Genomic DNA, 22,744 nt, shown 5'->3' on the forward strand with positions numbered 1-22,744 from the left:
CCTATGTCGCTAAATTTCCCGCTGTTGCTAGTCATCGCCGTTGCTGTCTGCGGTCTGTTGGGTCTGATCGATCTGCTGTTCCTGGCCCCGCGCCGGCGAGCGGCGATCGCCAACTACCAGGGCAGCGTCAGCCAGCCCGAAGTTGCGGTGGTCGAACGCCTGAACAAGGAGCCGTTGCTGGTCGAGTACGGCAAGTCGTTCTTCCCGGTGTTGTTCATCGTGCTGGTGCTGCGCTCGTTCCTGGTCGAACCCTTCCAGATCCCGTCGGGATCCATGAAGCCGACCCTGGAAGTGGGCGACTTCATTCTGGTGAACAAGTTCTCCTACGGCATCCGCCTGCCGGTGATCGACAAGAAGGTCATCGAGGTCGGTGACCCGCAGCGCGGGGACGTCATGGTGTTCCGCTACCCGAGTGACCCGAACGTCAACTACATCAAGCGTGTGGTTGGCCTGCCGGGCGACCGGATCCGCTACACCAACGAGAAGCACCTGTACGTCAACGACCAACTGGTCGCCGAGCAACTGGTGGGCACCGAAGCCGGATCGTTGGGCAGTGCCGAGCTGTACAAGGAGAAGCTGGGCGAAGCCGAGCACCTGATCCGCAAGGAGATGAGCCGCTACCGCATGCCGCCTGACCAGCAGTGGACCGTGCCTGCCGGGCATTACTTCATGATGGGCGACAACCGCGACAACTCCAACGACAGCCGCTACTGGGATGATCCGAGTATCCCGCGCGAGCTGCAGGGCATGGTCCCGGACCGCAACATCGTCGGCAAGGCCTTCGCAGTCTGGATGAGCTGGCCCGAGCCCAAGCTCAGCCACTTCCCCAACCTGTCGCGGGTCGGCCTGATCCATTGATACCTCTCGGCGCTGTCAACAGACAGCGCCGAATGCATTTCTGACATAGGCTGTGTTCTCAGGGATGGGTAAATTCGCCGCTGCACGACGGCGTGACACAGCCAAACAGTCTTTCAGGATGTTGATTTGAACGCGTTTAACAACGAAGGGGTGGCTGCATGAGCGCTTCCCTCGAACGCCTGGAGCGCAAGCTCGGCTATACCTTCAAGAACCAGGATCAGATGCTCCTGGCACTCACGCATCGCAGTTATGCCGGGCGCAACAACGAGCGCCTGGAGTTTCTCGGTGATGCGATTCTCAACTTCGTGGCGGGCGAGGCGCTGTTCGAGCGCTTCCCCCAGGCTCGCGAAGGCCAGTTGTCGCGCCTGCGCGCACGGCTGGTCAAGGGTGAGACCCTCGCCCGCCTGGCCCGTGGCTTCGACCTGGGCGATTATCTGCGCCTGGGCTCGGGCGAACTCAAGAGCGGTGGTTTTCGCCGTGAGTCCATTCTTGCCGATGCACTCGAAGCGCTGATCGGGGCGATCTATCTGGACGCCGACATGCAGACCGCCCGCGAGCGCATTCTCGCCTGGCTGGCCGGCGAGTTCGATGGGTTGACGCTGGTCGACACCAACAAAGACCCCAAGACCCGGCTGCAGGAGTATCTGCAGTCGCGTGCCTGCGAACTGCCGCGCTACGAAGTGGTGGATATCCAGGGCGAACCACATTGCCGCACCTTCTTCGTCGAATGCGAAGTGGTGCTGCTGAACAACAAGAGCCGTGGTCAGGGCGTGAGCCGGCGTATCGCCGAGCAGGTCGCCGCTGCCGCCGCACTGATCGCCTTGGGCGTGGAGAATGGCAATGACTGAGAACAATCCGACCCGCTGCGGTTACGTGGCCATCGTCGGCCGCCCCAACGTGGGCAAGTCCACGCTGCTCAACCACATCCTCGGGCAGAAGCTGGCGATCACTTCGCGCAAGCCGCAGACCACCCGTCACAACATGCTCGGCATCAAGACCGAAGGCGATGTGCAGGCGATCTACGTCGACACCCCCGGTATGCACAAGGCCAACGACAAGGCCTTGAACCGCTACATGAACCGCAACGCCTCGGCAGCGCTCAAGGATGTCGACGTGGTGATCTTCGTGGTCGACCGCACTCGCTGGACCGACGAGGACCAGTTGGTGCTCGAGCGTGTGCAGTACGTCACCGGCCCGCTCATCATCGCGGTCAACAAGACCGACCGCATGGAAGAGAAGGCCGAGTTGATCCCGCACCTGCAGTGGTTGCAGGAGCAACTGCCGAACGCCGAAGTGATGCCGATCTCGGCTCAGCAGGGGCACAATCTGGACGCCCTGGAAGCCCAGATCGCCAAGCACCTGCCGGAAAACGATCACTTCTTCCCGGAAGACCAGATCACCGACCGCAGCAGCCGCTTCCTGGCAGCCGAACTGGTACGCGAGAAAATCATGCGCCAGCTCGGCGCCGAGCTGCCGTACCAGATCACCGTCGAGATCGAAGAATTCAAACAGCAGGGGCATGTGTTGCACATCCACGCCCTGATCCTGGTCGAGCGTGACGGCCAGAAAAAGATCATCATCGGCGACAAGGGCGAGCGTATCAAACGCATTGGTTCCGAGGCTCGCAAGGACATGGAGGTGTTGTTCGACTCCAAGGTCATGCTCAACCTCTGGGTCAAGGTCAAGGGCGGCTGGTCCGATGACGAACGCGCCCTGCGTTCGCTGGGTTACGGCGACCTCTAAGCCTCGCCGCGCGCCTTGTAGGAGCGGGCTTGCCCGCGAACACAGGCAACGCCTGTGCCATGCATCCACGGTGCCTGGGCTGGCCTCTTCGCGGGCAAGCCCGCTCCTACAGGTGTGCGCTTTGCCTGAGACCGAGTAACCGCTCATGGACCAACCCACCCCGCAACCCGCCTACGTCCTGCACAGCCGCGCCTACAAGGAAACCAGCGCGTTGGTGGACTTCTTCACCGCCCAAGGCCGTGTGCGGGCGGTGTTGCGGCGCGCGCGGGGCAAGGGCGGTAGCCCGGTGCGACCCTTCGTGCCGCTGGAAGTCGAGTTACGCGGGCGGGGCGAGTTGAAGAACGTCGGTCGGTTGGATACGGTCGGCCTTGCCGGGTGGCTGCACGGCGACGCGCTGTTCAGCGGTCTGTATCTCAACGAGTTGCTGATGCGCCTGCTGCCTGCCGAAGCGCCGTTTCCTGCCCTGTTCGAGCATTACACCCTGACCCTCGAGGCGCTGGCTGCCGGCCGCCCGCTGGAGCCGCTGCTGCGCGCCTTCGAATGGCGTCTGCTGGACGAGCTGGGCTATGCCTTCTCGCTGACCCACGACGTGAACGATGATGCGGTCGTCGCCGAGGGGCGCTATCGGCTCCAGGTGGACGCCGGGCTGGAGCGGGTCGAGCTGTTTCAGCCTGGGCTGTTCAGTGGTGCGGAGCTGTTGGCCCTGGCCGATGCCGACTGGGATGCCCCGGGCGCGCTGCTTGCGGCCAAGCGCCTGATGCGTCAGGCGCTGGCCGTTCACCTGGGGCCCAAGCCACTGGTCAGCCGGGAACTGTTTCGCAAGCGTTGAGCACGTCGTATGCTGTGGGGCTCAATCTTCAGGAGAGCCTTTCGTGACTCACAGCAACCGCATGCTTCTCGGCGTCAACATCGATCACGTGGCCACTCTGCGCCAGGCCCGGGGCACCCGCTATCCGGACCCGGTCAAGGCCGCGCTGGACGCCGAGGAAGCGGGTGCCGACGGTATTACCGTGCATTTGCGCGAAGACCGCCGGCACATCCAGGAGCGTGATGTGCTGCTGCTCAAGGACGTGCTGCAAACGCGCATGAACTTCGAGATGGGCGTCACCGAAGAGATGATGCTTTTCGCCGAGAAGATCCGCCCGGCACACATCTGCCTGGTGCCCGAGACCCGCCAGGAGCTGACCACCGAAGGTGGCCTGGACGTGGCAGGCCAGGAGGCGCGGATCAAGGCTGCAGTAGAGCGCCTGGCGCGCACCGGCGCCGAGGTGTCGCTGTTCATCGATGCCGACGAGCGGCAGATCGAGGCGTCGCGTCGCGTGGGCGCGCCGGCCATCGAGTTGCATACTGGTCGCTATGCCGATGCACAGACCCCGACCGAGGTAGCCGAGGAGCTCAAGCGTATCGTCGACGGCGTGGCCTTTGGCGTGGGGCAGGGGCTGATCGTCAATGCCGGGCATGGCCTGCACTACCATAACGTCGAAGCAGTGGCGGCGATCAAGGGGATCAATGAGCTGAACATCGGCCATGCCCTGGTGGCCCATGCACTGTTCGTCGGCTTCAAGGCGGCGGTGGCAGAAATGAAGGCCTTGATCGTGGCGGCTTCGCGTTGATATTGGGGCGGCCTCGCGGGCTTGCTCGCGAAGCCGCCGCCATCACTCGGCCTGAAACACCAGGCTGAACCGAGTCGGTCCTTGCGCTGCGCTGCTGACCTCGACCCGGCCTCCATGCAGTTGCATGATCGATTTCACGATCGCCAGCCCCAGCCCTGTGCCACCCTCCAGGCGCGAGCGACCACAGCCGGCCCGGTAGAAGCGCTCGAACAGATGCGCCAGGTGCGCCTCGTCAATCCCCGCGCCCTGGTTCTGCACCCACAACCAGACCTGGTCCTGGCGCCGCTCGATCCCCAGTTCGATCACCTGGCCCTGTGGGCTATGGCGGATGGCGTTGCTCAGCAGATTCGACAGCGCTCGCTGGAACATCAATCGGTCGGCCAAGGCCGTGCCCCAGCCGTGTGCCCGTAGCTCGACTCCTTTCAGTTCGGCGCTGAGGTCGAACAGCTCCATCACCCGTGCGGTTTCATCGGCCAGGGACAGTGGCTTGAGCATGGCCAGTGCCTGGGGTTGGCTGACCTGGGCCAGGAACAGCATGTCATTGATGATGCGGTTCAGGCGGGTGAGCTCCTCGACGCTGTCCTCCAGCGCCTCGCGGTAGCGGTTGCCGTCGCGCTCGCGGGACAAGGTGACCTGGGCCTTGCCCATCAGGTTGCCGATGGGGGTGCGCAATTCGTGGGCCAGGTCGTCGGAGAACTGCGACAGCTGGCGAACACCCTGGTCGAGGCGATCGAGCATGATGTTGATGCTGCCGGCCAGCTCCGCCAGTTCCTGGGGCAGGCCACTGGTCGGCAGGCGATGCGCCAGGTCGTGCGCGCAGATCTGCCCGGCGATGCGGCGGAATCGGCGTAGGGGGGCGAGCCCACGCTGTACCAGTTTCCAGGCACCGATGCCGATCAGCAGCAAGAGTATCGGCAGCGCCAGCAAGGTCGAGTTCAGGTAGGCCTGGAGCAGCGCATTGTCGTCGGCGCGGTCCAGCGACATCATTACTCGCACCGGCTGGTCGTCGCGCAGGCGCATCAACTGGGTGACGGTGAGGATCTGCCGCCCATCGCTGTCACGCCATTGCGTGAAGCTTGGCTGCTGGCCCGCGGGTAGCTGGCGCAACGCCTGCGCCTCCAGTGCCGGGCCCAGGCTCAGCAGCGACGGGTGCCGTCCATTGATCGCCAGCACATTGAGACTGAGGTTGTCGTGCCCCATCACCAGGTCGAGCAAGGGATGAGCGCGGGCGCCAAGGTCGTCGCTGCGCAGGTCCACCCGCAGGTTGTGCTCGACTTGCAGCATCTTGCGCGCCAGGTCGCGACGGGCGCGGCTGTCCAGCTCGTGGTCGAGGGCAAACACTGCCAGGCAGGCCAGCAGCAGTACCAGCGCGGCGCCCATCAGGGTGACCGAAAGCCCGAGGCGCAGCGACAGGGTACGGCCCTTCACGCGCGTGCCTCGAGTACGTACCCCACGCCGCGCAAGGTGTGTATGAGCTTGTGCTTGAAAGGGTCGTCGATCTTGGCCCGCAGACGGCGGATCGACACCTCGACCACATTGGTGTCGCAATCGAAGTTCATGTCCCACACCAGCGAGATGATTTGCGTGCGTGAGAGCACCTCGCCGCTCTGGCGCATCAGCAGATGCAGCAGGGTGAACTCCTTGGCGGTCAGGTCGATGCGCTGGCCGCCGCGCCAGGCGCGATGACGGCCGGGATCGAGTTCGAGGTCGGCGACCTTCAGGGTGTCTGGTTGCAGATGCTGGTCGTTGCGCCGCAGCAGGCTGCGGATTCGCGCCAGCAGCTCCGGAAACTCGAAAGGCTTGAGCAGATAGTCGTCGGCGCCCAGGTCCAGGCCCTTGACCCGGTCGGCAAGGCGGCCGTGGGCGGTGAGCATCATGATCCGAGTCGACGATTCGGCGCGCAGGCGCTGCAGCACGCCCCAGCCATCGAGCTCGGGCAGATTGACGTCGAGGATTACCAGGTCGTAGCTGTGATTGCGCGCGAGGTGCAGGCCGTCGGTGCCCGTGTATGCGCAATCGACCACGTAGCCGTTTTCGCGTAGGCCCTGCTGCAGGTAGTCGGCGGTACGGGGTTCGTCCTCGATGATCAATAGGCGCATGGCGGGCTCTGTGAGGTGGAAAGGGCGCGATTCTCAAGCCTGTAGGGGCTTTAGGGTCAAGCTGCAGGATGTTACGGCATGAGAATGCGTTGTCGGCGCAGATAACCGATTTGTAATGCGGGCGTCATCTGGCTGCCTGTTCGGGTCCCTTCGCTTGGGAACACAGCCCGCAGGACCACATTGCAAGACTGTAATGCCAGGCTCACCTTGGCGTTAGCTGCCGCTGGCTAGGATGGCGCTGTCTGAACGGTGATCATGAGGCAAGCACGATGAACCTGATCAAATATCTGCTGCTGGCGACCCTTGCCATGGGCAGCACCAGCGTTTTCGCCGAAGGTGGCGCGGAGCGTTCACAGCAGTTCGTGGATACCTTTCTCAAGGAGCAGGAGCGCCTGTTCGGCGACCGGCAGCAAGTGCTGGTCAAACGTGAGCGCCAGGCGCAGGAGACGGCCCGTGAGGTAGCCAAGGACTAGCGGTAGTGAGGCACCGGCTCTGCGACAGCTCCTCGCTGCTGGTGAACTTGGGCGCCCCTCGGGGCGCTTTTTTTATTTGCGTGCCAGCAGCGTGGCGCGGCGGGGGGCTGGGAGGCCTTCGATGGTCTTGCTGTGGTCGTTCGGGTCGAGGAAATCGGCCAGCGACTGATAACGCATCCAGTCGGTGCTGCGCTGCTCCTCGACGCTGGTGACGCTCACATCCACGCAGCGTACATCGCTGAAGCCGGCGCGGCGCAGCCAGCGCTCCAGCGCGGGTACCGACGGCAGGAACCAGACGTTGCGCATCTGTGCGTAGCGGTCCTCGGGCACCAGCACGTGCTGCTCATCGCCCTCGACCACCAAGGTTTCCAGCACCAGCTCCCCGCCTTTGACCAGGCAGTCCTTGAGCGCCAGCAAATGCTCGATGGGGGATCGACGGTGATAGAACACGCCCATCGAGAACACGGTGTCGAAGCCTTCGAGGTTGGCGGGCAATTCTTCCAGGGCGAAGGGCAGGTGCCAGGCGGGCAGGTCTGGCAGGTATTTTTGCACCGCCTGGAACTGGCAGAAGAACAGCCAGTTCGGGTCGACACCGACCACCATGTCGGCACCAGCGCCGAGCATGCGCCACTGGTAGTAGCCGTTGCCGCAGCCGACATCGAGCACGCGTTTGCCCTTGAGGTTCAGGTGCGGACCGACCCGCGACCACTTCCAGTCCGAGCGCCATTCGGTGTCCACGTGCACACCGAACAGGTCGAACGGCCCCTTGCGCCACGGCGAAAGCCCCATCAGCGCCTTGTGTACCTGAGCACGGGTGGCGTCATCGCAGTTGCTGTCCAGGCGCAACCCGTCGAGCAGGTCGATTCTCTCGGGTGTGAGGTCTGGCAGCGCATCCAGGGCGCCGCGCCAGCGCTCGAGGTCGCCATGGCCCTTCTCCAGCTTGGTGTCGAGTTGTGCTTGCAGCCCCAGGGACCAGGAAGCCAGTGGCGTGCCCGCAAGACGGCGGACGAGGGGAGACAGATCAATCATGGCAGGGCTATCAGCGAGGCGAAATTGAGGCATTGGAACCAGGGTATGACTTTCGAGAAGCCGGCGGAGTGGAGGCGCTCCTGGTGGGCTTGCAGGGTGTCGGGCTTCATCACGTGCTCGATGGCGCTGCGCTTCTGGGCGATTTCCAGATCGCTGTAGCCATTGGCACGCTTGAAGTCCAGGTGCAGGTCGTTGAGCAGGTCCTGTTCCTGTACGTCGTCGAAGCGCAGTTTCTCGGACAGGATCAGCGCGCCACCTGGCAGCAGCGCTTGGTGAATGCGCGCGAGCAGGGCCAGGCGCTGCTCAGGGGCAATGAACTGCAGGGTGAAGTTCATCGCCACCACGGAGGCGGGCTCGAAGGGCAGGGCAAGGATGTCGGCTTCGATCACCTGCACTGGCTGCAGTTCCTGGAACATCGAGTCCTGTGCGGTGAGGTACTGGCGGCAGCGTTCGACCATGGCTGCTGAGTTGTCTACCGCAATCACCCGGCAACCGTCGTGGCGCACATGGCGGCGCAGCGACTGGGTCACTGCGCCCAGCGAGGCGCCAAGATCGTACAGCGCGGTGTGTGGTTGAGCGAAGCGTGCGGCGAGCACGCCGAGGTTCTCGACGATGGTCGGGTAGCCGGGTACCGAGCGCTTGATCATGTCCGGGAACACACGCACCACGTCCTCGTTGAAGACGAAGTCGGGCACCTGCTCCAGGGGTTGGGCGAAAAGGCGGTCGGGGTCTTGGCTCACAGTGGGCTCGGGGAACAGACAAAGGCGACATTCTAGCCAAGCCATGCGGTGCTGCATACCGGCGGCCAGTGATCGGCGGGTCTGGGAAGAAAGTGGTGACTCGAAAGTGCTGTATTTCTGCCAAGTGGAAGCGAATTGGATGTCACCGGGCCAAGCCTAGAGCCACGGAAGACGAGGTGGGCGCGACGTATGGTGAGGCCTGCTCTGCGCTGTACTGGCGGAGCACCTCATCCGACCCTCAAAGGACGATCATTATGGAAGTGCTAGAGAATGAGTCGTTAGCAACTCTCGACCCGCAGCAGAAAGCAGAGCTGATACCTCTGCAATACATCGAGACGATCAGTGATCCGATAAAAACAGAGCAGCAACCTGGGTTGATCTTCAGCCGCGAAAACCTGCTGGTGATCAAACGCTACGTCAAGGCCGTGGATTCGTTTCCGGGCGCATCGGAGCCAATCAGCGAGTGGATCGACTTCGTGAAGCTGGGCGTGGATGGCGAGGGGGTTAGTAGTTTTATCTCCGACTTGAACCAGCATGCCGAAGGGTGGGAGCCATTAGAGCGCGAAACTCAAGCCCTTAGCGTGAAACTGGAAAATTTCGCGCAGACGTTCGCCACCGAAGGCGCGCTGCTCGTGAGTGAAATCCGCAGTATGCACGGCAATAGTCTCTCCGATATCGAGGATGCGGTGTTGGAGCAACTGGAGACAGTACCGCTTGATGAAAACGAACGTACGCTTAAGGCTGAATCCATCCACGGCGCGATCGAGGATATCAAAGAGCTGATCGACAGGATATCGAAGGATATTGATCAGGTTCAAACGCGCGCAGATCGCTTCTATAAGGATGTCGAAGATACTTTGCTGCCAAAGTTGGCAGGGCTGGATTCGGCGCTTGACATTGCCGGTGCCGGCGAGAGGGCAGCAGCGCTTGCAGACAGCTTGCGAGTATTGGACGAGGAAATCGAGTATCACTCTTCGGTCATTTCCGGCTTCACGGGCTTTACCCTGTTTGGGCTGACATTTTCCCCCCTGGGGGTTGGGCTAACTTACTCGCTGTTCGGTGATCTGGCAAAGCGTGCGAAACAAAATAAGCAGAACCTGCAGCAACGTCGCGAAGAGTTGGTGATGGAGATGCAATCGTTTACCCCGCAGTTGGCGAACCTGGCCACACTGTCGGGTCTGCTCAATGACATCAAGGGCCGACTCAAAGAGGTCAATACGGCCGCCTGGAACTTGCGCTACGTTATCCGCACCTTGAGTGACCATACAAAAGTCTCGAGTGAGGAACTTGACCTGCTCGATACCCATGTCAGCGTGGAACGATTTGCGCGTCGGATCGATCGTGTGGTTCGCCCGTGGCACAAGATTGGCAATATTTCGCACGAGTTGGCATTGATTTTTAACGACGTCATGAAAAGTTTTAATCAGGAGAATTGATATGGATATTAGCAGCCCGATACTTGTGAAGTATCCCGATGTGTCTGCAATGCGATTGATGCAAGGTGAAATTTCCAAGTTTGTAAATATGAAGGCAAAACATCTGAGCTCGTCCATCCGGGAGAACGTCTCGGATTTGCTGAGGCTGCTCAGGGAGTGCGACGCTCAAATGAAAGACCAGGTATTGAGTGCCACGCTCAATCTTGCGCACCAGAATTGGTCGGAGATAAATGCCGCAGCCGTGAGTTCGCAAAATGGCCAGAACCAAGGCATCAAGAAAGATATCGAAGACGAGCTGGTGCGTCTGCGGGGTCGCTTGAAGGCGTCGTTGCAGGTGTTGAACCAACGAGTCAGCGCAATACAGGTTTATCGCCTGTCGGAATTGGAGGAGCGCCGTTCACAGCTGGCAGGGACCAAGGAACGTATACAAGCCAGTGTCGACCACCTGCTGGAAGTGGTTGCAGGCATGGAGCGTCAAAAGAACGAGCTGGACCAGATCATCAAGACGTTCGAAGTGCCAACGCTGTTCAGTATTATCAAGGGCATGATTCCGACAGAGGAGGAAGTGGACCTGTTGTTGAGCAGCATCAAGAACCCCACGGTGAGCCCTGAACTGGTGAAGGCAGCCGTCAAGAAGTTCGAGGCCAACCTGGATGTCATAGGCGAAGGACGCAAGTTCTCGGATCTTGTGTCAGCCCGGGCGACGTGTGTCGGGCAGATTGCCGAACAGCGACAGGCATTGTCGTCGTTGCAGAGTTTGTTGCAACAGGCTGTTCAAGAACATGACGAACTGGTCACTGCTGGCAATGTCGACAGTTGGCGTGATCGCTGGGTACTGGAAGCCCAAAAGCTGACGACGACTTGGCAGAGTCATCAGGCTGTTGCAGAACAGGCGACTGAATTGGGCTCGCTCGGCAATGCCCTCATGGCGTTGTCCGTCTACCTGGCGGAGGTTCGCCGCAACTTCGAGACCGTCTGAGCGCATGCATCGCTCCAGGTTTCAACGTACGGTTATCTGGCACTCGAAGGTTTGTACGGGCGCGACTTCAGGGGCCCAGGGTTGTTGGTAGATCAGGGCCAGCGTGGCAGTACCCTCGGCCTTGGCCTGGAAGCGCCAGTTTGACAGGCCTGCACTGCCGACGATACCGGCCTCTTCCGGAGTGCTGTAGACCTCTGCCCCCAGGCTGCGTAGTACGCTTGAGGCTGGGTCCTTGAGCGTCCAGCGATAGCCGGTGGAAGGGTTGCTGGCCAACGACAGCGATAGAGTCTGACCGACTTGCAGGCGCTTCGGACATTCGCTGTCGGCATCCAGCTCGACGGTTTGCCGCGGTTGCTGCGCGCAGGCAGCGAGCAAGCTGAGACTCAAGGGGAGCAGCAGGCGGGAGAGGGTCATGGTGGCTCCTGAGGCGGACGATGGCCTGAGGATAACCGATGCGCTTGTGTATGTGGGCTCTGAGGGGCCATCGCGGGCTTGCCCTGCGATGGCCCCTCGGAGCCCTGTGTTTATCAGAACAACACTTTCGCCACGTCGGCAAAGCGCTTGGCGAAATGCACCGTCAGCCCTTCGCGCAGGTAGTCGGGCAGTTCCTCGAAGTCCCCACGGTTCGCCTCCGGCAGGATCAGCTCGAAGATCTTCTGCCGCTTGGCGGCGATCACCTTCTCGCGTACCCCGCCAATCGGTAGCACCTGCCCGGTCAGCGTCAGTTCACCCGTCATCGCCACGCCTTTTTTCGGTGCCTGGTCGCGCGCCAGTGACAGCAGGGCGCTGGCCATGGTCACGCCAGCGCTGGGGCCGTCCTTGGGCGTGGCGCCTTCGGGTACGTGCAGGTGGATGAACGCTTCGTTGAAGAAGCCTGGGTCGCCGCCGTACTGCTTGAGGTTTGCGCTGACGTAGCTGTAGGCGATCTCTGCGGACTCCTTCATCACGTCCCCCAGCTTGCCGGTGAGCTTGAAGCCGCGGTTGAGCGTATGAATGCGTGTTGCCTCGATCGGTAGGGTGGCGCCACCCATACTGGTCCAGGCGAGGCCTGTGATCACGCCCTTGCCCGCCAGTACTTGCTCGCTGCGGAACACCGGCATGCCCAGTGCTGCCTCGAGGTCCTTGGTGCCGATCTTGAGCTTGGCATCCGGGTTCTCCAGTAGCTTGACCACTGCCTTGCGCACCAGCTTGCCGAGCTGTTTCTCCAGTTGACGCACGCCAGCCTCGCGGGCGTAGCCTTCGATCACCAGGCGCAGGGCGCTGTCGCTGATGCTCAGGCTGGTCTTGGCAACGCCAGCCTTGTCCAGCTGCTTGGGCCACAGGTGGCGTTTGGCAATGGCCAGCTTCTCTTCGGTGATATAGCCCGACAGGCGAATCACTTCCATGCGGTCGAGCAGCGGGCCGGGGATCGAATCCAAGGTGTTGGCAGTGCAGACGAACAGCACCTTCGACAGGTCCAGACGCAGGTCCAGGTAGTGGTCGAGGAAGTCGACGTTCTGCTCCGGATCCAGGGTTTCGAGCAGTGCCGAGGCGGGGTCGCCCTGGTAGCTCTGGCCCATCTTGTCGATCTCGTCGAGCATGATCACCGGGTTTATCACCTCGACATCCTTCAGCGCCTGTACCAGTTTGCCGGGTTGGGCGCCGATGTAGGTACGGCGGTGACCCTTGATCTCGGCTTCGTCGCGCATGCCGCCGACACTGAAGCGGTAGAAGGGGCGCCCCAGGGATTCGGCGATGGATTTGCCGATGCTGGTCTTGCCAACACCCGGCGGGCCGACCAGCAGTACGATCGAGCCGCTGATCTCGCCTTTCCAGGCACCGACGGCGAGGAACTCGAGGATGCGCTCCTTGATATCGTCAAGCCCGGCGTGGTGCTGGTCGAGCACTTTGCGTGCGTGCTTGAGGTCGAGCTTGTCCTGGCCGTATACCCCCCAGGGCAGCGCGGTGGCCCATTCGAGGTAGTTGCGGGTCACAGCGTATTCCGGCGAGCCGGTTTCGAGGATCGCCAGCTTGCCCATTTCCTCGTCGATGCGCTTTTTAGCCTGCTCGGGCAGGGTCTTGCCTTGCAGGCGCTGTTCGAACTGTTCGAGGTCGGCGCTGCGGTCGTCCTTGGTCAGGCCCAGCTCCTGCTGGATGACCTTGAGCTGTTCCTTGAGGAAGAACTCGCGCTGATGCTCGCCGATCTGCCGGTTCACTTCGGCGGAAATCTCGTTCTGCAACCGCGCAACCTCCACTTCCTTGCGCAGCATCGGCAGGACCTTCTCCATGCGCTTGAGCATGGGGACGCAGTCGAGCACTTCCTGCAACTGGTTGCCGGTGGCAGAGGTCAGGGCAGCGGCGAAGTCGGTGAGGGGCGAGGGGTCGTTGGGGCTGAAGCGGTTGAGATAGTTCTTCAGCTCTTCGCTGTACAGCGGATTGAGCGGCAACAGTTCCTTGATCGCATTGATCAGGGCCATGCCGTAGGCCTTGACCTCGTCGGTGGGCTGCGCGGGCTGGTGCGGGTACTCGACTTCGACCAGGTAGGGTGGTCGATGGTGCTTGAGCCAGGTGCGGATGCGTACGCGGGTCAGGCCCTGGGCGACGAACTGCAGCTTGCCGTTCTCGCGGCTGGCATGGTGCACCTTGACCAGGGTGCCGTACTCCGGCAACGCCTTGGTGTCGAAGTGGCGGTGGTCTTCGGGCGGCGTGTCCATGAAGAACAGGGCCAGGGAATGATGATCGGTCTTGGCGACCAGGTCGAGGGTTTCGGCCCAGGGTTCCTCGTTGACAATCACCGGCAGCACTTGCGCGGGGAAGAACGGGCGGTTGTGGATCGGGATCACGTAGACCTTGTCCGGCAGTTGCTGGCCGGGCAGGGCAAGGGCGCGGCTGGTCTCGGCCTTGGCCTCGAGGTGTTCGATTTCGCTGTGTGCGTCGGGGTGTTCGGGGAAATCCTGCTGGTCGCTCATGGGGCACCTGCGTGAATGACTATGGTGCTTAGATGGGGCGGGGAGGGATGGGTTTCAATGGTAGACGAAGGCAGGAGGGGGAGGCTTTCATCTTTGCCGGCCGGTGCCGTGCCGCTCGCGGGCCTGCCCGCGAAGGCGGCGGTGTGGCCACCGCCGCAGTCGAGGCTTACTCAGCCAGTTTGTAAGCGATGATGTAGTCGCCCATCTTGGTGCCTAGCGAGCCATGTCCTCCGGCCACGATCAGCACATACTGCTTGCCGTCCTTGCCCGTGTAGGTCATTGGCGTGGCCTGGCCACCGGCTGGCAGGCGAGCGCTCCACAGTTCCTTGCCGTTGTGCACGTCATAGGCGCGCAGGTACTGGTCCAGGGTGCCGCTGAGGAAGCCCACGCCACCGGCGGTGACGATCGAGCCACCCATGCTTGGTACACCCACCGGCAAGCCGATCGGTACAGGGGTGCTGTCACGGGTGGTGCCGTTCTTGCGTTTCCACACCACCTTGTTGGTGAACAGGTCGATAGCGGCCACATAACCCCAGGCCGGTGCCTGGCACGGCACGCCCAATGGCGACATGAACGGGTGCATGGTCACGGCATACGGGGCGCCGGTGTTCGGCTGCACGCCGCTGGTCTCGCTTTCGCGCTTGCTGCCTTCGGCTACCTGCTCGCGCGGGATCATCTTCGACACGAACGCCATGTAGTTCGGCGAGGTGAACAGCAACTGACGCACCGGGTCGACCGACACGCTGCCCCAGTTGAACACGCCGACGTTGCCGGGATACACCAGCGAGCCCTGCTCGGACGGCGGGGTGTACTGGCCTTCGTAGCGCAGCTCGCGGAACTGGATGCGGCACAGCATCTGGTCGAATGGCGTGGCGCCCCACATGGCCTGTTCGGTCAGCTCGGGGCCGAGCAGGTTGAGGTCGGAGCGGGCTTGGGTCGGCGCCGTGTGATCGCCCTTGACCGCGCCTTGCGGTACCGGGATCTCGCGGATCGGCACGATCGGGGTGCCGTCACGACGGTCGAGCACGTACAGACTGCCCTGCTTGGTCGGCACGATGACCGCAGGTTTCACGCCATCGTCGGTCTTCAGGTGCACCAGGGTGGGCTGGCTGCCCACGTCCATGTCCCACAGATCGTGGTGGGTGAACTGGTAGTTCCAGCGTGCCTTGCCGGTGGCCAGGTCCAGGGCGACCACGCCAGCGCTGTACTTCTCGGCGCCTGGGGTGCGGTCGGCGCCCCATTGGTCAGGGGTCTGGTTGCCCAACGGCAGGTAGATCATGCCCAGGTCTTCATCGACGCTGGCCAGCGACCACATGTTCGCCGAGTTGCGGCTGTAGGTCTTGCCCGGCGCCAGCGGCTTGGTGTCGTCGGGGTTATTGCTGTCCCAGTTCCACACCAGGCGGCCGTCGTGCACGTCGTAGGCGCGGATCACGCCGGACGGTTCGTTGGTCGACTCGTTGTCGGTGACATGCCCTCCGATGATCACCAGGTCACGGGTGATCGCCGCTGGCGAGGTGGAGTAGTAGCCGCCGGCGGTGAATGGGCCGATGCCGGTGGTCAGGTCGATCGCACCCTGGTTGGCGAAGCCTTCGCAGACCTTGCCGTTGTCGGCGTTGATCGCGATCAGGCGGGCATCGGCAGTGGGCAGGTAGAGGCGTCGTGGGCAGGTCTGGGCAACGACCTGGCCGGCATCGGAGATCTTCGGCGCAGGGCTGCCGTCACGGCTGACGTAGCGGTTCTCGTCATAGTACGAAACGCCGCGGCAGGTCATGTGGGCGAAGCCCTTGAAGGTCTTGACCGGGCTCTTGACCTGCGGGTCGAAGCGCCAGATTTCGGCACCGGTGTCCGGGTCCAGGGCCAGCACCTTGCTGTGCGCGGTGCAGGCATAGAGCATGCCGTTGGCCTTGAGTGGGGTGTTCTCGTTGGTCAGTTCGACCGGGTCGTTTTCGGTCGGCAGGTCGCCGGTGCGAATGCGCCAGGCTTCTTCCAGGCGATAAGCGTTCTGCGGGGTGATCTGGCGCAGGGGCGAGTAGCGGTCGCCGTGTTCTGTACGCCCGTAGGCCTGCCATTCGCCATCCGGCATGGAAGGCGCTGCACTGGCCATTTCGCTGCTGTCACGCCCCAATTCGCCGAAGATCTCCCCGGGATGGGTGAACTGGCTACCAACTGCGGTTGCGCCGGAAGCGACTACGGCGGCGGCCAGCAGGGCGCCGTTGACCTTAGAGGCAGGTCCAAGCAGCGGGCGGCGCGCCCAGGGCAGCAGCAGGACCACGCCGAGGGCGAACCAGATGGCCAGGCGTGGCACCAGTTGCCACCAGTCCAGACCCACTTCCCATAGCGCCCAGGCGGTGCTGGCCAGCAACACCACGCCATACAGGCCAAGGCCGATGCGGCGCAGGGCGATCAGGAGGATGCCCGAAAGGGCAAAGCCGATCCCGCCGATCAGGTAGTACAGGGATCCGCCCAGCTGGCTCAGCTTGATACCGCCTGCGATCAGGGCCAGGCCCATCAGCAACAGCAGCACGCCTACGAGGCGCGGTAGCCAGCGGGTTCCATTCTTGGCACCGTCAGTGCTCATCGCATGTTCTCCGTTCGTTCAAGGTTGGGTTCAGAAACTGCTCTGGATCTTCAGGCCGCCGATCAGCGCGTCATCGACCTGCGATACCCCGCCCGGATGGCGGATGTACTGCAGGTTAGGACGCACGGTCAGCCAGTCCGCCAGGTGAATGCCGTAGTAGAGTTCGGCGCTGTATTCGGTGTCCTGGACGGGCAGGAAGCCGGGATTGTCATAGTCGACGACGGCGTTGGCCTGGTTGGCCAGGCGCGCGTTCTTGCGGTAGGCGGGGTTGACGTGCACGCGGGCGAGGGCGAAACCGATGTCGTCCTGGGCGCGGGCATCGAAGGGCCCCTTGTACACCACACCTGCCTGAACATAGTTGTCGATGGCATTGGTCTTCTTGTCATGCATCGTGGCATTGGCGAACAGGCTTAGCCCGCGGGAGGCGTCCGAGGCGCGAGAGGTCACCTGCTGCTGGGCGCCGAGCCAGAAACCATGCTTGCTGGCGCTGCTGCGGTAAGCCTGGCCGCTCAAGGCCGCCGGTTGGCCGTTGCCGTCCTTGTAAACATCCTGTGCCTTGGCATTACTGTAGTAGTAGCCGGCGCGATATTCCCCTTTCAGACCATTGACCCTTGGGGTCCACACCAGTTCGATCGGCATCAGCGCACCTTGCGTACCGCTGCCACTGAGCTTGAAGCCATTGCCGGATTCAAGGTTGGAGGGATTCTGTTCGAAGACGCCGACCTGCGCGTATAGGTCGTCAGCGAGGTTGTACTTCACCCGCAGCGCCCACTGGCTGACCGGCCAGTTGTACCAGATGCCACCCACCCAGTTGCCCACCTGCGAGCCACAGAACGCCAGGTTCTGGAAGTCGCAGGGGAAGCTGTTGAAGTCCTCGCCTTCACCGAAGCGGCCGACCTTCACGTCCAGTGCGCCATCGAAGTATTTCTGCTTGATCCACATTTGTGTCAGGCGCCAGGTTTCGCCGCGGCCCCAGACTTCCTGGGCGGAGGTGAAACCTCCCACGCGCGGGTCGTTGATCCGGTCGTTGCTGATGTTCTGGCCGTGGCGTTCGGTGACCGTCAGCTGGAATTCGCTGTCGTGCCAGCCGAGGATCTTTTGCAGGTCCAGATGGGCGCCCAAGGTGAACTGGTCGCTGTAGCGTGCGGTGCGATCGTGATCGAAGCCGCCGTGCAGGTTACTGCCCATTTCGCCGGTGTAGCCGAAGGTGAAGTCGTAGCCCTGCGCCTGGAGTGCGGTGCGGGTACCGCCCCAGTCACCGAACATCCAGGGTGAGTCATTGGCGAAGGGCGCGTCGGCGCTGGCGCTGGGCGAAAAGCCGCTGAGCAGGGCGGTGAGGGCGAGGCCCGGGTATGGATTCTTCGGCAGTTGAAGCATGAGATAGCGCTGTCTTTTGATTATTGAGAAAAACGCAAGCGCATCGAGGAGCGAACGCTTCGATGGAAACGGCTGAGGGATTTATGAGTGAAGCGTTTCAGCTTGCGGTGCGGAGGATATAGGGGAAGTTGTAAGAAAAAAAGACAAAATGTCGCAGGGGATTGTTGTCGCAGACGTAATAGTGGGTGCAGTTCGTGCAGGAGCGGGCTGGCCCGCGAAAAAACACCGCGCTGCCTGGCACGGGCTACGCCCGTGTTCGCGGGCAAGCCCGCTCCTACACGGATTGGGCTGGCCTTCAGATTTTGAACAAGACAGTTGCCCCTGCACGCAGGTCAGAAGCTGGTGCGCAGCCCGACTTCGACACTACGTCCCGGTGCCGGCGCGATATCGCGCAGGATGGAACTGGCGTAGCGCACGGTCTGGTCGGTCAGGTTCTCGCCACGTACGAACGCCAGCCACTGGCTCTGGCCAATGTCGAAGCGATAGCCGACGCTGGCGCCGAGGGTGGTGTAGCCGTCGGTCCCGTGTTCGTTGTCCGGCTTGCGGTGCTGCGAGGCGGCGTGTTGCACGTCCACGCGCGCCTGCCAGCGATCCAGCTCCCACAGCAGGCCGGTGCCCACCCGCAGCGGGGCGATGCGTGGCAGTGGCTCGCCGGTGTCGAGGTTCTTGGCGCGGGTATAGTCGCCGGACAGCTCCAGGGCGAAGCTGCCGTAGCGGTTCTCCAGCAGCTTCCAGCGATCCTGGGCCTCGATACCATAGAAGCGCGCACGCACGCCCTGATAAAGGTACTCGGGAATCCCGCCGTCGTCGTGGTCATGATCATGGTCATGGTCGTCGTCACCATGGTCATGCCCTTCACGCAGATTACCGCTGCCGATCAGGCCGATGTAGTTGCGAAAGTGGCTGTAGAACACGCCGACACTGCCCTTGTGCGTGCCGTTGTCGAAGCGCAGTGCCAGGTCGCCGGAAATTGCCTTCTCCTTGTTCAGGTTCGGATCGCCGACTTCATAGGCGCCGGTGGCGACGTGTGCGCCGTTGGCATACAGCTCGTAGAAGGTCGGTGCGCGCTCGGTGTAGGCCAGGCTCGCCGCCAGTGCCCAGACCGGATCGAGCTGGTACACCGCGCCCGATGACAGGCTTGCGGCATTGAAGCTGGTCGATTTGTCGGCACCAACGAAGTTCTCGTTGCCCTTGGCATCCGGGTCGATGCGGGTGTGCTCCAGGCGGGCGCCGAGGCTCAGGTTCAGGCGTTCGGTGGCCTGCCATTGCTCGAGCATGAACAGCGCCAGGCTGTCGGTGTCGGTGTGCGGCACGAAGGCTTCTTCACCCAGCGCCGAGAACTCGTTGCGACTGACCTGGGCGCCGATCACCCCTTCGACGGGGCCAATGGGCTGGTGGCGGGCTTCGATGCGCGCCTCATAGCCTTTGTTCTTGAAGGTGGTGTGGACCTCGCCCTCTTCGATCTCGCGGTGTTGGTAGTCGGTGTAGCCGGCGTCGACCTTGACCGAACTGAACGGTCCTTCGAGGTCGCGCAGTTCCGAGGCGAAGGCGTAGTGGTCCTGTTGCATGTCCAGGCGCACGCCGGGCTCGGCCACCGAGCCGTAGTTACTGTCGTAGCGGCTATAGGACAGGCCTGCATAGCCATGGTCCCAATGGTAGGAACCACCGATGGCGCCGCCGTCCTGGCGGCCGTCGCTGTTTTCCAGGCGATGCTTGTTGCCGGGTTCGTCGGCGTCGCGCACCTTCGCGCTGCGTGCATAGCCGGGGATGCGCAGGTCGTTGAACTGACGGCTGTTGGCGTCCAGGTGCAGGGCGAAATTGCCGTCACCGGCTTCGAGCTTGCCGGCGCTGCTGCGCGTGGTGTCGGCGCCGCCATAGCGCAGCTCGCCTGCGCCATGGATGCCTTCGATAGGCGAGTCGGGAATGCGGTTGTCGAAGGTGTTGACTACACCACCGATGGCGTTGCCGCCGTAAAGCAGCGCAGCCGGGCCACGGACGATCTCGACGCGTTCGACGGTGACCGGGTCCAGCGGCACGGCGTGGTCATAGGACAATGACGAGGCATCCAGGGCACCGACGCCATTGCGCAGGATGCGGATGCGGTCGCCATCCAGGCCGCGGATCACCGGGCGACTGGCGCCTGGACCGAACCAGGTGGAGGCGACACCGGGCTGTTTGTTGAGGGTTTCACCGAGGCTGCCGTGCTGCTGTTGCAGCAGGTCATCGCCTTCGAGCACGGTGCTTGGGGCGGCGAGCTGGCGGTTGCCGAGCGGGTTGGCGGTGATCACCTGGGGTTCGAGCTCCACCGCCTGGCTGGGCGATGACGCCAGCCACAAGGCGACAGCGAGGGGAGAGAGGCGCAGGGACTTGGACAACATGAGCGTGTGACGTTCCTTGGCAGATATTTATAGTGAAGATACGAATAGATACAATATAACATTGCTATTTCATCACAGAGGTTTCCTGTCTGGCCAGGGGTTTGTGCTGTGGAAGGCTCTGGCCCGGGCTGGGAGCGCAGGCGGTCCGCATCCTTGCACACCGGCCCACTACACTCGTGTAAGGTGCGCATCTTTCAACGCGGGAGCACTGCATGAGCACAGCCCAACACAACGCACTGCACGGCAAGACGCTGGAGCAGATCCTCACCGAGCTGGTGGCCCACTACCAATGGCAGGGGCTGGCCGAGCGCATCGACATCCGCTGCTTCAAGAGCGACCCGAGCATCAAGTCGAGCCTGACCTTCCTGCGCAAGACGCCCTGGGCGCGGGAAAAGGTCGAGCAGCTGTACATCAAGCTGTCACGCAAGGCTTGAGGGTGCCGCGTCCCTGGCTGACCCTGGCCGCCCTGCTCGGCTGGACGGGGTTGGCGGTGCAGTTGTATCTGGTGCTGCTGGCGCGCTGGCAGGAGCAGGCCAGCTTGATCGGTGGCATGGTCAATCTGTTCGGCTATTTCACCGTGCTGAGCAACACCCTGGTGGCCACGGTACTGAGCCATGCGGCGTTCGGCCGTGAGACGGCGGCGCGGCGCTGGTTCCTGACGCCGGCGGTGAGCTCCGGTGTGCTGGTCAGTATCGTGCTGGTGGCAGTGGCCTACAGCCTGCTGCTTCGGCACCTGTGGCAACCCGCGGGTTGGCAGTGGCTGGCCGACGAACTGTTGCACGACGTGATGCCGCTGGTGTTCGTGCTGTACTGGTGCCTGGCGGTGCCCAAGGGGCGCTTGCGGCTATGGCACCTGGGCGCCTGGAGCCTGTACCCGCTGGTGTATTTCCTGTTTACCTTGTGGCGGGGGCATGAGATCGGGGTCTACCCCTATCCCTTCGTCGATGTGGCGAGCCTGGGGTATGGGCGGGTGCTGATCAATGCGCTGGCGGTGTTGGCGGGGTTCTGGGGGATCGGGTTGCTGGTGATCGGGGTGGATCGGTGGTGGGGGCGGGTGAAGGGATGAGTCGGGACGAGTCGCTGCGACTCGTCCCGCGACAGGGCCGCATCGGTCTTACTGGCTACTCATCATCCGCACTGCCCTCTGCGCGCCAGTAAGCCGCTGCCTTGAGCGCATCCTCGGCCACGCCCTTTTGCAGCAGCAAAGCCTTGGCCTGCCGGGTCAGGCCCTTCTCCAGCGCTACCCAGCCATACAGTCGGCCCTGCGGCAACGTCAGGTTTTTCACCAGGCCGAGCAGGTCCTCCGCCTGCCGACGTACCCAGATGACCTCCACCTGCGCCTTGCTCGGCAGCGGCTGGCGCTCCTGTTCATCCTCGATCTGGATGACCGCCAGCACCTGGCGTCCGGCCGGCAGCTCCTCGAGCCGTCGGGCAATCGCGGGGATGGCGGTTTCGTCGCCGATCAGCAGGTAGCTGTCGAAGATGTCCGGCACCACCATCGACGCGCGTGGGCCGGCGATATCGAGGTGCTGGCCCGGCGCGGCCTGGGCAGCCCAGGTCGAGGCAGGGCCGTCGCCATGCAGGACGAAGTCGATGTCCAGCTCCAGGGCGTCCAGGTCGATGCGCCGCGGCGTGTACTCGCGCATGGTCGGCCGTACGCCGCCGTCGCGGCCCAGGTTGCGGGCGTCGATCGCTTGTTGCTCCTCGGGCGTGCAGCCGAACAGCACCTTGACGTGGTCGTCCGTGCCCAAGCTGGTGAAGCCTGCCAGTTCCGCACCGCCCAGGGTGATACGGCGCATGCGCGGGGTCAGGTCGGTGACCCGCAGCACCTGCAGACGGCGTTGGCGGATCTCGTGGTTGACGCGATGAATGGTGTCGCTCATGGGGTTTTCTCCTGAACGGAATCGGTCGGCCCGCTTGCGATGGCCCTGGCCGTGTCGTTGAGCAGGCCGCGCACCCGCTCGATTTCCTCGGGTGTCCAGCGACCGCTGTGCATGTGCAGGGCATAGCGCAGATTGCCGACTGCCTCGTTGATCTCTGGTGGACGGTCATGTCCGCGCAAGGCGCGCTTGCTCAACTCGATGCGCATGCGTACGCCGTCGAGGGCGACGGCTTGTTCGGCGAGTGATTGGCGGCCGACTTCGGTGATGACATAGAGGCGCTTGCTGCCCTGGATCTGGCCACTGATCAGCTCGGCTTCCTCGAGAAAGTTGAGGGTCGGGTAGATCACCCCGGGGCTGGGGCTGTAGCTGCCATCGAATAGCCCTTCGATCTGACGAATCAGGTCATAGCCGTGGCCGGGTTGCTCGGCGAGCATCGACAGCATCAGCAGTTTCAGATCGCCAGGGGCGAACACCCGCGGGCCGCGCTCACCGCGACCGGGGCGGCGCTCGAAAGGATCATGGGGGGCGTGGTCACGCATGAGGTGCAGGCTCCTTGTGTTTCGATATATCGCAAGATATTACTCAAGATATATCTAAACACAAGGCTTCA

At 62.8% G+C, this 22,744-nt stretch carries 21 protein-coding genes; 10 read left to right on the top strand and 11 right to left on the bottom strand.

Going from position 1 to position 22,744, the window contains the following annotated elements:
- The first annotated feature begins 3 nt into the window (after positions 1 to 3).
- The 5 genes from lepB (at position 4) to pdxJ (ending at position 4,214) form a co-directional block, all read left to right on the top strand.
- The gene (lepB, locus tag ACNFHO_RS19355; RefSeq protein ID WP_054891835.1) at positions 4 to 858 is read left to right on the top strand and encodes a signal peptidase I; all 855 of its coding nucleotides are present in this window, start codon (positions 4 to 6) and stop codon (positions 856 to 858) included.
- A gap of 158 nt (positions 859 to 1,016) precedes the next feature.
- Positions 1,017 to 1,706 (top strand): ribonuclease III, encoded by a 690-nt coding sequence (rnc, locus tag ACNFHO_RS19360; protein ID WP_054891834.1) that lies wholly within the window; start codon positions 1,017 to 1,019, stop codon positions 1,704 to 1,706.
- Positions 1,699 to 2,601: a GTPase Era gene (era, locus tag ACNFHO_RS19365; protein ID WP_054891833.1), complete on the top strand. Its 903-nt coding sequence runs from the start codon at positions 1,699 to 1,701 to the stop codon at positions 2,599 to 2,601. The genes rnc and era overlap by 8 nt, the downstream gene beginning before the upstream one ends.
- A 145-nt stretch (positions 2,602 to 2,746) precedes the next feature.
- Complete coding sequence (gene recO / locus ACNFHO_RS19370; RefSeq protein WP_063543382.1) at positions 2,747 to 3,430, top strand: DNA repair protein RecO; 684 nt, start codon at positions 2,747 to 2,749, stop codon at positions 3,428 to 3,430.
- A gap of 61 nt (positions 3,431 to 3,491) precedes the next feature.
- Positions 3,492 to 4,214, top strand: coding sequence for a pyridoxine 5'-phosphate synthase (gene pdxJ / locus ACNFHO_RS19375; protein WP_232233620.1), 723 nt, complete (start codon positions 3,492 to 3,494; stop codon positions 4,212 to 4,214).
- A gap of 42 nt (positions 4,215 to 4,256) precedes the next feature.
- Here pdxJ and ACNFHO_RS19380 read toward each other — a convergent pair whose 3' ends face one another.
- Positions 4,257 to 5,642, bottom strand: coding sequence for a heavy metal sensor histidine kinase (locus ACNFHO_RS19380; protein ID WP_414154899.1), 1,386 nt, complete (start codon positions 5,640 to 5,642; stop codon positions 4,257 to 4,259).
- A complete protein-coding gene (locus ACNFHO_RS19385) occupies positions 5,639 to 6,313 on the bottom strand; it encodes a heavy metal response regulator transcription factor (RefSeq protein WP_416767101.1) in 675 nt (224 codons plus the stop codon). The genes ACNFHO_RS19380 and ACNFHO_RS19385 overlap by 4 nt, the downstream gene beginning before the upstream one ends.
- A gap of 269 nt (positions 6,314 to 6,582) precedes the next feature.
- Here ACNFHO_RS19385 and ACNFHO_RS19390 point away from each other — a divergent pair, with 269 nt between their 5' ends.
- On the top strand, positions 6,583 to 6,786 hold the full coding sequence (locus ACNFHO_RS19390) for a hypothetical protein (RefSeq protein ID WP_054891828.1): 204 nt from the start codon (positions 6,583 to 6,585) through the stop codon (positions 6,784 to 6,786).
- Positions 6,787 to 6,858: 72 nt separating this feature from the next.
- Here ACNFHO_RS19390 and cmoB read toward each other — a convergent pair whose 3' ends face one another.
- Positions 6,859 to 7,815, bottom strand: a complete 957-nt coding sequence (gene cmoB / locus ACNFHO_RS19395) for a tRNA 5-methoxyuridine(34)/uridine 5-oxyacetic acid(34) synthase CmoB (RefSeq protein WP_063543390.1) — start codon at positions 7,813 to 7,815, stop codon at positions 6,859 to 6,861.
- Complete coding sequence (cmoA, locus tag ACNFHO_RS19400) at positions 7,812 to 8,555, bottom strand: carboxy-S-adenosyl-L-methionine synthase CmoA (protein ID WP_063543392.1); 744 nt, start codon at positions 8,553 to 8,555, stop codon at positions 7,812 to 7,814. The genes cmoB and cmoA overlap by 4 nt, the downstream gene beginning before the upstream one ends.
- A 254-nt stretch (positions 8,556 to 8,809) precedes the next feature.
- Between cmoA and ACNFHO_RS19405 the strand changes: the two genes are divergently transcribed.
- Together ACNFHO_RS19405 and ACNFHO_RS19410 are read left to right on the top strand one after the other, a co-directional pair.
- A complete protein-coding gene (locus tag ACNFHO_RS19405) occupies positions 8,810 to 9,991 on the top strand; it encodes an alpha-xenorhabdolysin family binary toxin subunit A (RefSeq protein ID WP_416767102.1) in 1,182 nt (393 codons plus the stop codon).
- A gap of 1 nt (position 9,992) precedes the next feature.
- A complete protein-coding gene (locus ACNFHO_RS19410; protein ID WP_416767103.1) occupies positions 9,993 to 10,970 on the top strand; it encodes an alpha-xenorhabdolysin family binary toxin subunit B in 978 nt (325 codons plus the stop codon).
- Positions 10,971 to 10,991: 21 nt separating this feature from the next.
- On the opposite strand, the gene ACNFHO_RS19415 is transcribed toward ACNFHO_RS19410, so the two are convergent.
- The 5 genes from ACNFHO_RS19415 to ACNFHO_RS19435 all read right to left on the bottom strand — a co-directional run bounded on the left by ACNFHO_RS19415 (position 10,992) and on the right by ACNFHO_RS19435 (position 20,251).
- Positions 10,992 to 11,384 (bottom strand): protease inhibitor I42 family protein, encoded by a 393-nt coding sequence (locus ACNFHO_RS19415; protein WP_372821349.1) that lies wholly within the window; start codon positions 11,382 to 11,384, stop codon positions 10,992 to 10,994.
- A 113-nt stretch (positions 11,385 to 11,497) separates the two neighbouring features.
- A complete protein-coding gene (gene lon, locus ACNFHO_RS19420) occupies positions 11,498 to 13,918 on the bottom strand; it encodes an endopeptidase La (protein WP_416767104.1) in 2,421 nt (806 codons plus the stop codon).
- Between the two features lie 166 nt (positions 13,919 to 14,084).
- Positions 14,085 to 16,496, bottom strand: coding sequence for a glucose/quinate/shikimate family membrane-bound PQQ-dependent dehydrogenase (locus tag ACNFHO_RS19425; RefSeq protein WP_054891821.1), 2,412 nt, complete (start codon positions 16,494 to 16,496; stop codon positions 14,085 to 14,087).
- 30 nt (positions 16,497 to 16,526) lie between these two features.
- Positions 16,527 to 17,873, bottom strand: coding sequence for a carbohydrate porin (locus tag ACNFHO_RS19430; RefSeq protein WP_112897596.1), 1,347 nt, complete (start codon positions 17,871 to 17,873; stop codon positions 16,527 to 16,529).
- A gap of 332 nt (positions 17,874 to 18,205) precedes the next feature.
- Positions 18,206 to 20,251, bottom strand: a complete 2,046-nt coding sequence (locus ACNFHO_RS19435) for a TonB-dependent receptor (RefSeq protein ID WP_416767105.1) — start codon at positions 20,249 to 20,251, stop codon at positions 18,206 to 18,208.
- A gap of 212 nt (positions 20,252 to 20,463) precedes the next feature.
- Between ACNFHO_RS19435 and ACNFHO_RS19440 the strand changes: the two genes are divergently transcribed.
- Positions 20,464 to 20,685, top strand: coding sequence for a VF530 family DNA-binding protein (locus ACNFHO_RS19440; RefSeq protein WP_063543406.1), 222 nt, complete (start codon positions 20,464 to 20,466; stop codon positions 20,683 to 20,685).
- A 2-nt stretch (positions 20,686 to 20,687) separates the two neighbouring features.
- Entirely contained in the window at positions 20,688 to 21,317 is a 630-nt protein-coding gene (locus ACNFHO_RS19445) for a Pr6Pr family membrane protein (RefSeq protein ID WP_416767106.1), read from the top strand.
- Positions 21,318 to 21,372: 55 nt separating this feature from the next.
- Here ACNFHO_RS19445 and ACNFHO_RS19450 read toward each other — a convergent pair whose 3' ends face one another.
- Together ACNFHO_RS19450 and ACNFHO_RS19455 are read right to left on the bottom strand one after the other, a co-directional pair.
- Positions 21,373 to 22,134 (bottom strand): siderophore-interacting protein, encoded by a 762-nt coding sequence (locus ACNFHO_RS19450; protein WP_416767107.1) that lies wholly within the window; start codon positions 22,132 to 22,134, stop codon positions 21,373 to 21,375.
- Positions 22,131 to 22,673, bottom strand: a complete 543-nt coding sequence (locus ACNFHO_RS19455) for a PadR family transcriptional regulator (protein WP_416767108.1) — start codon at positions 22,671 to 22,673, stop codon at positions 22,131 to 22,133. The genes ACNFHO_RS19450 and ACNFHO_RS19455 overlap by 4 nt, the downstream gene beginning before the upstream one ends.
- Positions 22,674 to 22,744: the final 71 nt, after the last annotated feature.

It is taken from the genome of Pseudomonas sp. NY15374, assembly GCF_048068255.1.
Taxonomy (GTDB): Bacteria; Pseudomonadota; Gammaproteobacteria; order Pseudomonadales; family Pseudomonadaceae; genus Aquipseudomonas; species Aquipseudomonas machongensis.

Excerpts from the sequence above, each read along its gene's own strand:
- ACNFHO_RS19450 (WP_416767107.1), bottom strand. The coding sequence starts at position 22,134 with ATGAGCGACACCATTCATCGCGTCAACCACGAGATCCGCCAACGCCGT.
- ACNFHO_RS19430 (WP_112897596.1), bottom strand. The coding sequence starts at position 17,873 with ATGCTTCAACTGCCGAAGAATCCATACCCGGGCCTCGCCCTCACCGCC.
- ACNFHO_RS19425 (WP_054891821.1), bottom strand. The coding sequence starts at position 16,496 with ATGAGCACTGACGGTGCCAAGAATGGAACCCGCTGGCTACCGCGCCTC.
- lepB (WP_054891835.1), top strand. The coding sequence starts at position 4 with ATGTCGCTAAATTTCCCGCTGTTGCTAGTCATCGCCGTTGCTGTCTGC.
- rnc (WP_054891834.1), top strand. The coding sequence starts at position 1,017 with ATGAGCGCTTCCCTCGAACGCCTGGAGCGCAAGCTCGGCTATACCTTC.
- pdxJ (WP_232233620.1), top strand. The coding sequence starts at position 3,492 with ATGCTTCTCGGCGTCAACATCGATCACGTGGCCACTCTGCGCCAGGCC.
- cmoB (WP_063543390.1), bottom strand. The coding sequence starts at position 7,815 with ATGATTGATCTGTCTCCCCTCGTCCGCCGTCTTGCGGGCACGCCACTG.
- ACNFHO_RS19390 (WP_054891828.1), top strand. The coding sequence starts at position 6,583 with ATGAACCTGATCAAATATCTGCTGCTGGCGACCCTTGCCATGGGCAGC.
- ACNFHO_RS19415 (WP_372821349.1), bottom strand. The coding sequence starts at position 11,384 with ATGACCCTCTCCCGCCTGCTGCTCCCCTTGAGTCTCAGCTTGCTCGCT.
- ACNFHO_RS19435 (WP_416767105.1), bottom strand. The coding sequence starts at position 20,251 with ATGTTGTCCAAGTCCCTGCGCCTCTCTCCCCTCGCTGTCGCCTTGTGG.
- ACNFHO_RS19410 (WP_416767103.1), top strand. The coding sequence starts at position 9,993 with ATGGATATTAGCAGCCCGATACTTGTGAAGTATCCCGATGTGTCTGCA.
- lon (WP_416767104.1), bottom strand. The coding sequence starts at position 13,918 with ATGAGCGACCAGCAGGATTTCCCCGAACACCCCGACGCACACAGCGAA.
- ACNFHO_RS19455 (WP_416767108.1), bottom strand. The coding sequence starts at position 22,673 with ATGCGTGACCACGCCCCCCATGATCCTTTCGAGCGCCGCCCCGGTCGC.
- ACNFHO_RS19385 (WP_416767101.1), bottom strand. The coding sequence starts at position 6,313 with ATGCGCCTATTGATCATCGAGGACGAACCCCGTACCGCCGACTACCTG.
- ACNFHO_RS19405 (WP_416767102.1), top strand. The coding sequence starts at position 8,810 with ATGGAAGTGCTAGAGAATGAGTCGTTAGCAACTCTCGACCCGCAGCAG.
- era (WP_054891833.1), top strand. The coding sequence starts at position 1,699 with ATGACTGAGAACAATCCGACCCGCTGCGGTTACGTGGCCATCGTCGGC.
- ACNFHO_RS19440 (WP_063543406.1), top strand. The coding sequence starts at position 20,464 with ATGAGCACAGCCCAACACAACGCACTGCACGGCAAGACGCTGGAGCAG.
- recO (WP_063543382.1), top strand. The coding sequence starts at position 2,747 with ATGGACCAACCCACCCCGCAACCCGCCTACGTCCTGCACAGCCGCGCC.